The 13,526-nt window shown below is 62.4% G+C and carries 9 protein-coding genes; 2 read left to right on the top strand and 7 right to left on the bottom strand.

Annotated elements, in window-relative coordinates:
- Positions 1 to 221: 221 nt before the first annotated feature.
- Positions 222 to 1,613 (top strand): calcium-binding protein, encoded by a 1,392-nt coding sequence (locus tag KFO72_RS07190; RefSeq protein WP_225031742.1) that lies wholly within the window; start codon positions 222 to 224, stop codon positions 1,611 to 1,613.
- A gap of 168 nt (positions 1,614 to 1,781) precedes the next feature.
- Here KFO72_RS07190 and KFO72_RS07185 read toward each other — a convergent pair whose 3' ends face one another.
- Complete coding sequence (locus KFO72_RS07185) at positions 1,782 to 2,774, bottom strand: cupin-like domain-containing protein (RefSeq protein ID WP_054930313.1); 993 nt, start codon at positions 2,772 to 2,774, stop codon at positions 1,782 to 1,784.
- A 141-nt stretch (positions 2,775 to 2,915) separates the two neighbouring features.
- Positions 2,916 to 3,770, bottom strand: coding sequence for a methyltransferase, TIGR04325 family (locus tag KFO72_RS07180; protein WP_054930312.1), 855 nt, complete (start codon positions 3,768 to 3,770; stop codon positions 2,916 to 2,918).
- A 439-nt stretch (positions 3,771 to 4,209) separates the two neighbouring features.
- Here KFO72_RS07180 and KFO72_RS07175 point away from each other — a divergent pair, with 439 nt between their 5' ends.
- Positions 4,210 to 5,307 carry an acyltransferase family protein gene (locus KFO72_RS07175; protein WP_054930311.1) on the top strand — a complete coding sequence of 366 codons (1,098 nt, stop codon included), beginning with the start codon at positions 4,210 to 4,212 and terminating at the stop codon, positions 5,305 to 5,307.
- Positions 5,308 to 5,847: 540 nt separating this feature from the next.
- Here the strand turns inward: KFO72_RS07175 and KFO72_RS07170 are convergent.
- The 5 genes from KFO72_RS07170 to KFO72_RS07150 all read right to left on the bottom strand — a co-directional run bounded on the left by KFO72_RS07170 (position 5,848) and on the right by KFO72_RS07150 (position 13,326).
- A complete protein-coding gene (locus KFO72_RS07170) occupies positions 5,848 to 8,091 on the bottom strand; it encodes a GNVR domain-containing protein (protein WP_054930310.1) in 2,244 nt (747 codons plus the stop codon).
- A gap of 57 nt (positions 8,092 to 8,148) precedes the next feature.
- Positions 8,149 to 9,435 carry a polysaccharide biosynthesis/export family protein gene (locus KFO72_RS07165; RefSeq protein WP_054930309.1) on the bottom strand — a complete coding sequence of 429 codons (1,287 nt, stop codon included), beginning with the start codon at positions 9,433 to 9,435 and terminating at the stop codon, positions 8,149 to 8,151.
- Between the two features lie 149 nt (positions 9,436 to 9,584).
- The gene (locus KFO72_RS07160; protein WP_054930308.1) at positions 9,585 to 10,658 is read right to left on the bottom strand and encodes a sugar transferase; all 1,074 of its coding nucleotides are present in this window, start codon (positions 10,656 to 10,658) and stop codon (positions 9,585 to 9,587) included.
- A gap of 997 nt (positions 10,659 to 11,655) precedes the next feature.
- Entirely contained in the window at positions 11,656 to 12,351 is a 696-nt protein-coding gene (rpiA, locus tag KFO72_RS07155) for a ribose-5-phosphate isomerase RpiA (protein ID WP_176052688.1), read from the bottom strand.
- Between the two features lie 102 nt (positions 12,352 to 12,453).
- A complete protein-coding gene (locus KFO72_RS07150) occupies positions 12,454 to 13,326 on the bottom strand; it encodes an N-acetylmuramoyl-L-alanine amidase (RefSeq protein ID WP_225031741.1) in 873 nt (290 codons plus the stop codon).
- Between the last annotated feature and the right edge of the window lie 200 nt (positions 13,327 to 13,526).

Here is a 13,526-nt window from a genome sequence, read left to right as displayed (position 1 = left end):
AATGCGAGTGCCGTATTTATCTACGGACGGCGCCCTTTGCAATGCAAGCGAAATCCGATGTCGCGCCGAACAGGTATCCGTTCGCCGTCGCACACACCAGGGATGCCGCAACGCATCAGAATGATCGCTGCACGCGCCTCCTACCGAGGCAAGCCCATCGACGATACCGGCATGGGGCGAAACGCCCGGAGCACGCGACCGTCGCACGCGAGGAATACGCCGTGAAGCATCCCGTAGCAAGCCTCCCTACCCTGCCTGCCAGCCAGTCGGCCTCTCACGGTTCGCGCCGCGCAAGCCGGGCGAAACCGCACCGGCGATTCGGCGCGCGCGCCGTCGAGAGCCTCGCTACGAGTCTCTGCGTGCTTGCATGGGCATCGGCCGTGTATGCCGCCGATCCCGTGCGGGCCATGCCTGTCGACGCCTTCATCGACACGCTCGGTGTCGTCACCCACGTCAACTACACCGATGGCGCGTATGCGAATGTGCGCAACGTGGCCGACAACATGACTTGGCTCGGCATCCGTCACGTGCGCGACTATACGCCCGGCCCAAGCGCACCGTTCGGGGCCTATGCCTATCTCGCGCAACACGGCGTCAGGTTCAATTTCCTGGTGCGCTCGAACATTGCGGAGTCGATCGAGCTGGCCGCGAAGCTGAATACCGAAGTGCCAGGCAGTATCGCGGCCATTGAAGGCTTCAACGAGATCGACAACTTTCCCATCCCCTACCGCGGCCTGACGGGCGCGGCGGCCGGACTCGCCGCGCAGCGCGAGATTTATGCGCGCGTACGCGGCACGAAGGAACTCGCGGGCGTCCCCGTCTACGATCTCACCGGCTTCGACACCAGAACAGTCGAGACGCGTGCCGGTTCCGCCGATTACGCGAATCAGCACGCGTACCCGCAGAACGGCAATCAGCCCACCTATAACTCGCCCGGCGGCAGCTGGATACCGGCGGCCATTTACAGCGTCAAGAAATTCAATCTGCCGATCGTCATCACCGAATTCGGCTACTTCTCGATGCCTCAATCGGGCTGGTACATGATCGGCGTCGACGAGGCGACCCAGGCCAAAGCCATTCTCAACGGCTATATGGACTCGGCGGCAGCGGGCGTAAAGCGGATCTATGTCTACGAACTGCTCGACGAAAAGTCCGATCCGCAGAACAAGAGCGGCGAAATGCACTTCGGGATGTTCCGCTTCGATAACAGCCCCAAGCCGGTGGCCCACGCGGTTCGCAATCTCACGACGATCCTCAAAGCCAGCACGACGCCCCGTGCAAAAGACGCGGCGCGCAGCACGCTCCCGTACACGCTGTCTGACATGCCTCCATCGGCAAACAGTCTGCTGCTGCAGAAAAAGGACGGCCGCTTCGTGCTCGTGCTATGGAACGAATCGCAGATCTGGGACCGCGCGAAGGGAACACCCGTCATCATGCCGCCAGTTCGCGTCAACGTCGATTTCGGTGCGACAGCTCGCCGTGTCGACGTGTACGATCCGCTCGTTTCGGCGGAGCCGATCGCAAGCCAGCGCGACCTGCGCCAACTCCCCGTTGATGTACCCGACCACGTCATCCTGCTCGAAGTCACGCTCGCGGATACCCCGGGAACGTGAGCGTGCGTGGCATCTGTTTCCCTTAGGGAGACTTGCGCGGCAGCAACGCGAATGTGGGCACGAGCAGCGCGCGCATTGGCTCGCCTGCTGTGCCCACGATTTGCAGCTCATGACGGACCTGCGTGCGGCGGACCTGCCGTCCTCGTGATTCGAAGTCTGCAAGCCTCTTCAGCGCTTGACCAGCCGCCGCACCGCATTCAGCGGTGTTTTCAACCGGTTCATCGGCTCGAAGACGACTTCCGAATAGGTCTTTGGATCGCGGTGCTCCAGCGTCGCGATGAGCGTTCTCTTGACACTGTCGCGCAAGGATGAAAGCCCGGGCGGCAACGGCGTCAGACCCATCTTGCGCAGAATGTAGTTCGCCTGATAAACCCTGGCGCGTTCCTCGAGAGACTTCATGCAGTAGCCGATGCTCACACTCACCGAAATGTTGTCGTCGTTCTTGACCCAGTGCGGCGCCAATGGCGGGTGATGCACCACATGTCCCGGCTCGAGCCTGTAGACCGTCCCGCGATCCTGCATTTCCTGACGATAGAGCGCAGCTTCGGCATTACCGTTGTAGAAGCGTTCGACCTCGCGATCCGGCACCAGCTCGCGATCGCTCGCCGGGAAGAGGCACACGTCCTTCGAGCCCTGCACCTGGAAGAGGAAGTTGGTTTCGTGATCGATATGGAACGGTGTCGATATATTCGGCGAGGCGAGGAACAGCGTCATCGTTGCCCAGGTGATGTCGCGGCGCAGCGGCAAGCCGGACAAGTCCTCAAGTTCGGACGTAATGCTGTCCAGCACTTCGGCATACGCGGGGTCGTAATCCTGCGCGCGGCTCAGCTTGATCCATGTGCCCATTTCACCCAGACGGGAAACCGTCTCGGCCAGCCGCTCGCTCTGCGGCATGGCAGTGAACTTTGCATCGATCGAGGCACGCTTGAAGTTGAGGGCACTGAAATCGCGGTTCGAATGGCGGTCGATAACCCGCCTGGCGAGCTCAACGATTCTAGGAATTTCGAACAAACCGCTTTGATGCAACGTATGTTCGAATTTGAACGAATGCAGATTGAAATTGCTTTTGAATTCGCTCCTGGACACCTGAAGAATCTTGTCGTCGAAGGGCAACTGGTGTGCTGTTTCAGTCAACACAGTGGCATCGCTCGGCACAGACATGGAACACCTTCACAGGTTAGAGAAACAATGCGAATGCACTTCTATGAGACAACAACAGGGATACTGGCTTTCCCACCGCGCAGCCTGTGCTAACCGCCGCCGTCCGTTCGAGCGCCAGTCGCTCTTCCCCATTGTTCTCTTCTATGCTGTTGCCGATACGGGATAACGCTCGAAGTGGACGCCTTCGAGAAACGGCACGGCTCGTTCCGGATGAAACGGGATATCCACGCTCAGTTCCGGCACCGTCCATCTGTCGCGCAGACGATATCCATGCGCTTCGAAATAGTCCATGAACTTCCGGCGGCTGAAGAGCCGATACGGCATCGCACTCGTCACGTGATTCTGTATCGTCCAGACTTCGCCGTCGTCCATCAGCGGCACTTTGTTGATGAGGATGTGGGACGGCAGAGTCTTCACGTTTTCGAGAATGCCTGGCCCTTTCTCGCCGAGCGGATCGGGCAGGTATTGCATGACGCCCAGCATCAGCATGATGTTGGACGACGGCGCTTCCACGAGCTCCGTGCCGAAACTGATCATCGGCGATTTCAGCTGTTGATGGCGGGCGATGCCGCGCTTCACCATCGCCGGGACGTCGACGACGTGCCAGCGCATGGGCGAAGACAGAAGGCCGTAGCGCATGCAGATTTCATAGAAGACCCCGCCGGCGCCGCCGACGTCGAGGATCGCATTGCCTGACTTCAGCAGCTTGGTCAACCAGAGCAATACGGCAAACTGCGATGTCTGAAAAACTTGCGGTGCGGCTTCTTCCGGCTTCTCGTTGACGAGAATTTTCGCGATGCCTTCGTCGTTCCAGCCAACCTTGTTGAAATCCGTCGCAGCGCGCTCGGCATCCTCGAAGCTGCCGTAAAGGCCGAGGAAATTATTCATCTGCTGGCACCAGATGGTCCTCGCGTACAGCCGGGGCAAGCCCGGAATTTTTCCGAGCCAGGCGCCGATGAAGCTATGCATCAGAATGGCTTTCAGCACTTTCTTCATGAGATTTCCAGGTGAGCGTGACGGCAATTTCCTCGATGCATGCATGCGCTCTCATTGCACGCAGCGACGACGCATTCAGGCTACTACCCCGCCTGTCGGCAAAACGTGCGTTGACTAACATCCCCGCCTATTGAGCCCGCATTGATGCGTTACCGGGAAACACTGCATGAAGCGAGTGGAGTTCTGGGAGAGAAGCCGAGCGCTAGCCGACGACCGGGAGTTCGGACACGCCAAGGTTTCGGGCGCGCGAGCAGGAATGTCGGGATCAGATAGACCGGGTGGCGTCAGTGTGCGAATCCGCTGTGCCAATTGATGGGTTGCGTACGGTCACACACAAAACTGCGCACTCGCTTGCAGCTTTGTAATGTCAGAATAACCGCGGCAACGCGGAGCATTCGCTCCGGCCCGCATTGGCGAACGCGCAGATCGCGCCCCAGACATGAACAAGCTCCAGTCTCTAACCGTGCTGCGCGGCGTTGCGGCCATCACGGTCATCTTCTATCACATCATGGCGCCGACCGGACACACGCTCGGCGAATTCGGCGTCGACATTTTCTTCGTGCTGAGCGGCTTCGTCATCGCGCTCGTGCTGGACAGCCCTCACCTCACCGCGCAGCGCTTCCTCGCGGATCGCATTGCGCGGATCGTACCGCTCTACTGGGTGCTGACGTTCGTGGTACTGGCGGGCACCCTCATCGCGCCCTGGCTATTCAACTCGACGACAGCCGACTTCGGCAACCTGCTGATGTCGCTGTTTTTCGTTCCGTATCGCAAGGAAAGCGGCCTGATCTTCCCGATGTTGTTCGTCGGCTGGACGCTGAACTACGAAATGATGTTCTACGTGGTCGCCGCCATCTCGCTGATCCTGATGCGTCGCCACCGGCTGCTGTTCACGTCAGCGTTGATCTTCGTGATTTTTTGCGCTGCGACTGCATCGGGTTCCCGCGACGCGTTTGCCGAGTTCTATTCCTATCAGCGCATCTTCGAGTTCCCGCTCGGCTTCGTGGTCTACAAGCTGTGGAAGCGCGGCGTGCGGATCAAGCCTGCGCTTGCCGGCGGCATCGCGATCACCGCCTATGTATGGATGGCGTACGTGAACTGGCACGAACTGTCGCGTGCGCACCTGCTTTATTTCGGCATTCCGGCTTTCCTGCTGGTCGCCAGTAGCCTGAGTCTCGAATCGAAGATAGGTTCAGGCCCGTTGACGAAAGGGGCGCTATTCGTAGGCGATGCCAGTTATGCCATCTATCTGAGCCATCCCTACTGTGTCGAAGCCTTGCGCAAACTGCTGGGGACCGACGGTCTCGACGCCACTTCGCCCGTCGGCGTGGTCATCATCATCGTCATGGCGACAGCCGTAGGCGCCGCGCTCTACTGGTTCGTCGACAGGCCGCTGCACAGAAGCGCGCGCCGGCTGCTGCAATCCGTGCCGGCGGTACGGTTGCGCGGCTCCAGACTGGCGGGCCTGAACCACGAACTCATCGCCGCCGACGACGTCCCCGCGCGCAACGTGCCAGTCAACCGCGACGCGCGCTAAGCCGTAAAACCCGCGCTATCCGATCGTTGCGCACAATCCAGCGTGGTGTTCCTGCGACTGTCGAAGCGGGTTGAGAAAATTGACGCCGCGGCTTTTCGAAGAAGCGCGTCGAGAGAATCTTCAGATAGCGCGTCGGAGCGCGAAGCATGCAAGGCAACGTCGTTAGCGCCCGTTCCCTGGTCGAGTGAAGTCAATGCGAGGCGTGCGGAATGCGACGCTGCAGAGTGATTCGATCGAGTCAGCGAGAACCCGATGGCCGCCGTGCGCACGTCGCGGAAATGACGAAACAGCCGACGAAACAGCCGACGAAGCAGCCGGTGCGCTGTTTCGCACGGGCACAGGCCAGGACTGGTTGCAAACGGAAGTGCTTCGAGGTTCTTCTTTGACACCCGCGCGATGCGCTCGCGCAAGCTCGTGATGATCTGACGTGCGGGCTATATCGATCTGTCGTCGATCGTTATCGAGTCGATGCCTTCACGAACGCGCAGGCATCGATCATCGTCGTAATCGCGCATGACAGCCGTGACGGCCGTCATGCGTTCAGCTAGCGTTGCTCGCGTTACCCGCGTCGCCACCCGCATTGCTGTAGCTCGCGTAGCCATAGGCGGCATATTCGCTGCCGTACTTGCCGGGCCGCGAGGTCATGTCGTTAAAGACGACACCGCGCACGGGCACGCCGATCTGTTCGAAGCGGCGCACCGATTCGCGCAGTTCCGACACGCTTGTCACCCCCTGGCGCGCGACCAGGAACACCATGCCCGCGAGATTCGCGACGATGCCTGAATCGGCGACGGGCAGGATGGGCGGCGCGTCCATCAGCACGACGTCGTACTCCCTGTCCGCCCATTCGACAAAGCGCCTGAAGCGGCTATGCCGAAGCAGCTCGCTCGCATTGGCCACGTAGCCGCCGTTCGCGACGAAGTCGACGCCGGGCATGATCTGCCGATGCACCGCGCTCTCGTAGTGCATGCCCTGCATGATGTCCGTGATGCCCGGGCTCGAACGCACGCCTACACTCGCGTTCAGCGTGCCGCGCCGCAGATCCGTGTCGATCAGCAGCACACGCTGGCCCGACGCGCCCAGCAGCGCCGCCAGATTGACCGACACGAACGACTTGCCGACCATCGGCGTCGGACCGGCGAGCAGGACGACATGATTGGGCGCATCGCGCAACGCGAACTCCAGCGCGCCGCGGAAGCTGCGCAGGCTCTCGACGGCGGCGTCGAACGACGCCGTGCACGCCAGCACGCTGCATGTGCCCGGCACGCCCTCCGGCAGGCGGCGCGTGAGCGTTTGCTGCACGCGGCTGCGCGGCACGGAAGCATAGACGTGCAGACCTGCGCCTGCCTCGATTTCGTCGACCATTGCGATGCCGCTATTCATCCTGCGCTTGAACAGCACGAGCCCCGCGCCGACGAACAGACCCGTGAGCGAACCCGCCACCACGATCAGCGCGCGCTTGGGCCGGATCGGGCCCTCCGGCACGGCAGCACTGTCGATCAGACGTGCATTCGAGATTTTGCCCGCCTTGGCCAGACGCAACTGCTCCTTGGTGTTCAACAGGTTCGTGTAGATGTTCGTGTCGACCTGGACTTCGCGTTGCAGCCGCAGCACGCTCTGCTCGAGGGGCGGCAGCCGCTTGGTCTGCGCGGCCAGCTCGGCCAGCGCCTTCTCGGCCTCCTCCAGTTGCCCGTTCGTCGCAATCAGTGCGGGGTTGTCGGGCATGTAGCGCGCGTCGAGCTGGGCGCGCTGCTGCCGCAACTCGGCGATGCGGTTTTGCGCCTGCGCCGAGCTCTGCAGCAAGGCAGAGGCTTCCGCGCCCAGATCGACCGCACCGTGCTCCGAACGGAACTGGTTGTATTCTTCTTCGGCCTGCTCCAGCTTCGCCTTCAACTCCGGCAATTGCTGGTTGAGGAACGCGATCGACTTCTCGGCTTCTTCCTGCGTGCGCTGCACTTTCTGCCGCATGTACTCGTTGCCGATCGCATTCAGGATCACGCTCGTCTTCACCGGGTCGTCGCCTTCCAGTGCCGCGCCGATCACCGACGACTCCTTGCCCTTCTCGGAGATCATCAGCCTGCTTTGCAGACCGAGGGTCGCTGCAAGCGAGGACGAGCGTGACAGCTCGAAGGTGACGCCGGGGCGTCCGTCGATTGCGCTCACCAGCAGGTCGATCGCGCCGCCCGGCACCTCGACGTGCAGCGTCTCGCCGACCCGGCCTGGCAGGTCCATGCCATTGTGCACAAGCGCGTACTCGCCGTTGCCTTTCAGCGTGACGATGAATTTCGCCCCGTGCATCCGGTCGGGCACGTCGAAGCGCGCCACGGTGATCGCCTCGTCGCCCCAAGCGTAGCCGCCACGGCCCGACCAGCTCGACACGTTCAGATGCGTCGCGATCCATCGGCCCACCACCGGGAAATAGCGCGGCGACGCGTTGATATAAAGCTGCGTGGCTTCGACAGCACGCGAGACGACCATCCGCGAGCGCAGCACTTCGATCTCCGCCGAGGCCGCGGTCTTCACCGCGAACATCGACGACACATCGGCTAGTGCGTTTTTCGCGGCGCCATCGCTATCCTCCACGTGGATGAGCATGTCGGCCTGATAGACAGGGCGCGCGAGCATCGCGTAGACGAGGCCCACGAGCGTAAAGAGCGACGCGATGATGACAATGGTCTTGCGGCCTTCATACAGGGTGTCGAGAAGCTTGCCGACATACCCGCCCTCCGGCGGCAGTACGCCGTCGTCGACCGACCCCTCTAGCAGATATTCACGTTGTTTCAATCTATCTCTCCGTCGGTGCCCGCGAGCGCGCCGGGCACGTGCATGGATATACAACTATCAGTAGCCGAGTGCCCGGGTCGCCGACGCCGCCTGGGTGGCCGGCAGGATCAGACCAATGACGCGGCTCCACTTCACGAGCGAGGAAGCGTCGACGAACACGACATCGTTCGGCTTGAGTTCAAACGAATCGGCCGTTGCCATCGCGGATGCCGAGGTCGCGTCGAGGTGGTAGACCACGCGCTTGCTCACCTCGCGGCCACGCACGACGTATACCTGCGACGCGTCGCCGGAAGTCTGGCTGATGCCGCCCGCGTCGCCCAGCGCCTGGTTCAACGTCATGCGCCCGTTGTTGAACGGCAGCCCGCCGGGACGCTGGACTTCACCAATCACAAAGACCTTGCTGTCGTTCTGCGCGTAAACACGGACCAGGTCGCCATCGCGCAGGATGATCCGGTCCGGGTTCACGTTGTTGCGGATCATGTCCGGCATATCGACGAGCACCGTCTCGTCGCCGCGCGTCAGCGACACTTTCGATCGATCCGACTTGTCGGTAAAACCGCCTGCCCGGTTGATCGCTTCGGGAAGCGTCATCGCCACGTCGTTGAGCACCTGCACGCCCGGCGTTTTCACTTCGCCGTCGAGATAGACACGCTTGCTACGGTAAGTCTCGACGCGCACCGTCATCTGCGGCTGCCTGACGTAGCGGGCCAGCCTGGCGGTGAGCATGTCCCTCACACCCATTTCCGAGAGCCCCTGCACCTTGATGGGCCCGATATAGGCATACTGGATGAAGCCATTCGTATCGACCGTATAGCCCGGCGCGACGGCAGGGGCGCCCGACGTGCTCGGTCCGCCTCCCGTCGTTGCCGCCGGCATGCTGAGTTCCGGGTGGTCCCACACGACGATGCTGAGGACGTCGCCCGGCCCGATCACATAAGGCTCCGCCTTTGCGAACAGGTTACGCACATCGGCCGACACGCCTGTTGGCCGTTCCTCTTGCTGCTTCGCGACCAGGTCATCGGTGATTTCGACGAGCGAGCCCGCGGGTGCGCCATCACTGCCCGTCGCATCCTGCGAACCTGCGCGGCCTGCCGCGGCCTGCGCGGCACCCGCCGCCCCAACGGCGTTGCCCGAAGGCATACCTCTGAATGTCATCCCCGGCGACAGCGCGCATCCCGACAGCAGCACAGCCGCGGCTGCGGGCGCTGCCCATCCGGATGCGACCAGACGGATTGCGCGTGCAAGGTCGAGCCTCGCACGCGCGCGAACCGTTCGCCACCACGAGCACAGGCGCGCGGTGCGCGCCTGTGTCTTCCAGTTTTCGCAAACTCGCTTGAGTTGCATGGTCTAACCCCCTGTTGCGTGTTGGCTGTCCCGCTGCGTACCGTGCGCAGCAGATACGGGCCCGGTGCTACTCGTTCCACGATGCCTTGGCGATGCCCTCTCGCACATGCCCTGCCCGTGTTGCCGCGGGCGGCGTTCAGACTGCAAAGTCAGTAAGCGCCATTCCCCTTGATGACGACCAGGATCGTCTTGAAGAGAATGCCGATGTCGCTATGCAGCGACCAGTTCTTCACGTAGGTGACGTCGAGCGACACGCGCGTGGCGTAGTCGGTTTCGCAGCGCCCGCTCACCTGCCAGAGACCCGTGATGCCCGGCGTCGCCATCAGGTAGTACTTGCTGTTGGCGCCGTAGCGCTCCAGTTCCTGGGCAACGATCGGACGCGGGCCGACCAGGCTCATTTCGCCGCGCACGACGTTCCATAGCTGCGGCAGTTCGTCGAGGCTGGAGCGGCGCAGGAAGTGGCCGATGCGCGTCACGCGCACGTCGTTCTTCAGCTTGAACTCGCGCTCCCACTCGGCGCGCGCCACGGGATCGTTCGCGAGCAGCTCTTCGAGCACCTGCTGCGAATTGACCACCATCGAGCGGAACTTGAGGCAGCGAAACTTTTCGCCGTTGCGGCCCACGCGGGTATGGCCGTATATCGACGGGCCGCCGTCCAGCTTCACGACCAGCGCAATCAGCACGAGCAAGGGCAGCAGCGCCAGGATCATCGTCAGGCCGACCGTGACGTCGAAGACCCGCTTGACGGCATGCCTGACCGAGCCCTTATGCGGCTCGGTTTCGACGGGATCGTGGTCGGCGTCCTCGCGCCTGAGCCATGCGGTGGCCTGACGGGCCACGCTGAATTCCGCAAAGAAGAGCGTATGCGAGGCGAGCAGCGAAATGCCCGTGGTGAGCGTCCAGTAGATGAACCACGGCATGGAAATCAGGTTGTCGCGATGAATGGCGTAGAGCAAGGCAAGCCCGCAGAGTTGCACGGCGAGCCATGCAAATGCCGTGCGGCCGGCGACGCTCGCGACGGGATGCCGCCCTCGCGGCGGATAGGTTCCACACGCTGGAAACACCGATAACGCGAGTGCCGCGACGAACGCGACGAGCGTGGGGTCGAGCTGATGTGCAGGACCCACTGCCGCCACGTTGAAGTTCAGGTTCAAGTGCAGTGCGCCGAAAGCGCCCAGCACGATTAGCGCGATATCGATCGCACGATGCACCAGCTCGGACATATTCCTACCCCACTGCGTCGCGTGTTCAATGGTTGATGTTTAGCCGCCGCTGTTCGCCCAGTCGTCGCTCGCACTGCGAAAGCCGTCGTATCCGGCAGCAACCTTGCTATGCCCGTTTGCCGCCGCACGTACCCGCTTTTGCTTTCGCGTGCCGCCCACTTTGCGCGGTCCCCTGTGATATCGCCGTCCGCCGTCGAAGCAGGCAGGCAATGCGTAAATCACATCGATAAGGTACGGGGATGGAAAAAGTGATTCCGTGCGCAATCCCACCAACGATTCGCGATCGTCGGATGCGCCTTCTGCAACCCGATTGGATGCGGCAACAACATTGCGCGTTGCGTGCGAGAGCGCACGCAACGCGTGTGTGAAGGGTTGAAATCGCTGCGGGGTGATTGTCGAGATCGAGAAAAATGTTCTGCGACTCTGCGATTCGACGAGACACGCGGCGAGCGCGAGTGGTGTGTCCGACGTCGCCGTTTTGCCAGACAGTTCACGCGGCTGCGGTGCTTCGCCGTGTTCGAAAAGCACTCGCAGAGCGCCGCGCGAAGGCGCAAGCCACGTCTATTGATCGTCAGTCAGCCGGGGCGCACGCACGCAGTGTGCGCGAGCGTACATATGCTTGCGTTCAGGCTCACTACGATCCATTCGCGATGCACCCAGGAACGCGCGCGCTCTTTGGCCGACGCGTCCGCGACGCTTTCGATTGGCAATCTTAACGACTTGCGCGAGATCCGACGCACGTCGAAGCATGCGCGCGTATACCCGGATGGGGAATGTGGCGAGATACGTTTCGCGCCATGCTGTCGTCGCTCACCTCGCCGCGCGTCTGGAATACCGCTGCCGATTCAGTGCGACGCAAGCGTGACGGGATGGACGCGGCCCAGCTGTCGGGCGTGGACCGCTTGCATTGGAAGGGAGAGTACGGAGCAGCCCTGCGGGCCGTCCTGGCGTCGCGCCGCGCCGTCAGCACGACGGCACGACGCGAGGGCTGCCGGTGTCAGCGATTCGGGTAGTCGATCGTCTCGACGCCGTTGGCCGTGCCGAGCAGGCAGAGATCCGCGCCGCGCGTGGCGAACAGGCCCACGGTCACGACACCCGGCCATGCGTTGATATGCGCTTCGACCGTGCGCGGATCGCTGATGCGCAGGCCCTTGACGTCGAGGATTTCGTTGCCGTTGTCGGTGATGTACGGCGAGCCGTCCTTCGTCACGCGCACGACGGGCACGCCGCCCATCGCCGTCACGCGGCGGCCGATCGCCGTGCGCGCCATCGGCACGACTTCGATGGGGAGCGGAAACTGGCCGAGCACGTCGACGACCTTGCTCGCGTCCGCGATGCAGACGAACTTCTCCGACACCGACGCGACGATTTTCTCGCGCGTGAGCGCGCCGCCGCCGCCCTTGATCATCGCGCCGCTGTGATCGATTTCATCGGCGCCGTCGACGTAGACGGGCAGCGATTCGATGTCGTTCAGATCGAACACCTGGATGCCGTGCGATTGCAGGCGCGCCGTCGTCGCGACCGAGCTGGACACCGCGCCGCGATAGCGCGACTTGTGCGCGGCGAGCGCGTCGATGAAGCAGTTCGCCGTCGAGCCGGTGCCGACGCCGATGATGGCGCCTTCGGGCACGTTTGCGATCACGTAGTCGGCGGCGGCTTGGCCGACCAGTTGCTTGAGTTCGTCTTGAGTCATGATGGGAAATGCCAGGGCAGGCGGAAAACTGCAAGTTTACCGGAGTCGCGGCGCGCAGCCGGATTTATTGCGCATCTGGATGCGTGCACCTGAGCCGTACTTTCATGGCGCGGGCCGCGCCGGTTCTGGGGCGGCGGTCTGCGTGTACTTGTCGAGTAGTGCCTGCGCGATCGCATCGGTTTGAGCATCGGGGTTCCCGGAGTAATCGGCGGGACGGAAATGCATCTGGAACGCGGCGAACACGCGGCGCGTCCGGTCGTCGAGCACGCCGTCCGTCGCGACTTCATAGCCATAGCGTGCGAGCTTTTGCTGGAGCGCGCGGACGTCCGTGGGCGCATGCGGATCGCGGCCTGCGAGTTCTTTTGCGACGGTGGCATCGTCGGGCCATGCGCCGACGCCTGCATCGTAGAGTTGCTTCCACGGGAACAGCGGGCCTGGATCGATCTTGCGTTGGGGCGCGATGTCGCTGTGGCCGACGATGCGCGTCGGCGGAATGTTGTATCGCGTGACGATGTCTTTTGCCAGGCGGATCATCGCGTTCACCTGTTCCGGCGGATAGGGTTGCCAGGTGCGGCCCTGCGGGGTGTCGACGGGTCCGAGGTTGACGTTTTCGATGCCGATCGAGGCGGCGTTCAGTTCTGTGGTGCCTTGCCAGGAACTGAGGCCTGCGTGCCAGGCGCGTTGTGATTCCGGCACCAGTTGCCAGATGATGGGTTCACCGTTTTTTTCTTGTGGATGATCGGGGATTACGTAGTGCGCGCTGACCTGTTCGTGGGTCAGGACGTCTAGCGATTGCTTTTCGTCGATCTCGGTGTAGTGCATCACGAGGAAACGGATGCGGGTGTCCTGGAATTGCGCTGTGCGCGACGTGTCTGTGTAGTACGTGGTGTGGTGGATGATGGTCGGGGTGCAGGCTGATGTTAGAAGTGTTGCTGCTAGCGCTAGCAGTGCCCGGAGGATTGAGGTGGGTTTCATTGCTGGTGGTCTTTTTCGTTCTCTGGCTTTTAGCGGTTTTGGCCTTCGTGGCGCGGGGTATGCCGTTTGGTGTTTCGGATTTTGCGCTGGCAGCCGGGTTGTGCCTTCGTGGCGCGGGCTACGCCCTTCGGTGTTTTTGCGTTTTCGCTGGCATCCGCGATGCGTTAGCTCGCTTCACGCGTCGCCCCTGTGCGGGGCGG

The organism is Paraburkholderia sp. XV (assembly GCF_020177535.1).
Classification (GTDB): domain Bacteria; phylum Pseudomonadota; class Gammaproteobacteria; order Burkholderiales; family Burkholderiaceae; genus Paraburkholderia; species Paraburkholderia caribensis.
The sequence above is the reverse complement of the archived record's forward strand: the minus strand, read 5'-3'. Positions and strand labels throughout refer to the sequence as shown.

Bases quoted from the DNA above. Each gene is read 5' to 3' on its own strand.
- KFO72_RS07165 (WP_054930309.1), bottom strand. From the start codon at position 9,435: ATGCAACTCAAGCGAGTTTGCGAAAACTGGAAGACACAGGCGCGCACC.
- KFO72_RS07160 (WP_054930308.1), bottom strand. From the start codon at position 10,658: ATGTCCGAGCTGGTGCATCGTGCGATCGATATCGCGCTAATCGTGCTG.
- KFO72_RS07185 (WP_054930313.1), bottom strand. From the start codon at position 2,774: ATGTCTGTGCCGAGCGATGCCACTGTGTTGACTGAAACAGCACACCAG.
- KFO72_RS07175 (WP_054930311.1), top strand. From the start codon at position 4,210: ATGAACAAGCTCCAGTCTCTAACCGTGCTGCGCGGCGTTGCGGCCATC.
- KFO72_RS07180 (WP_054930312.1), bottom strand. From the start codon at position 3,770: ATGAAGAAAGTGCTGAAAGCCATTCTGATGCATAGCTTCATCGGCGCC.
- KFO72_RS07150 (WP_225031741.1), bottom strand. From the start codon at position 13,326: ATGAAACCCACCTCAATCCTCCGGGCACTGCTAGCGCTAGCAGCAACA.
- rpiA (WP_176052688.1), bottom strand. From the start codon at position 12,351: ATGACTCAAGACGAACTCAAGCAACTGGTCGGCCAAGCCGCCGCCGAC.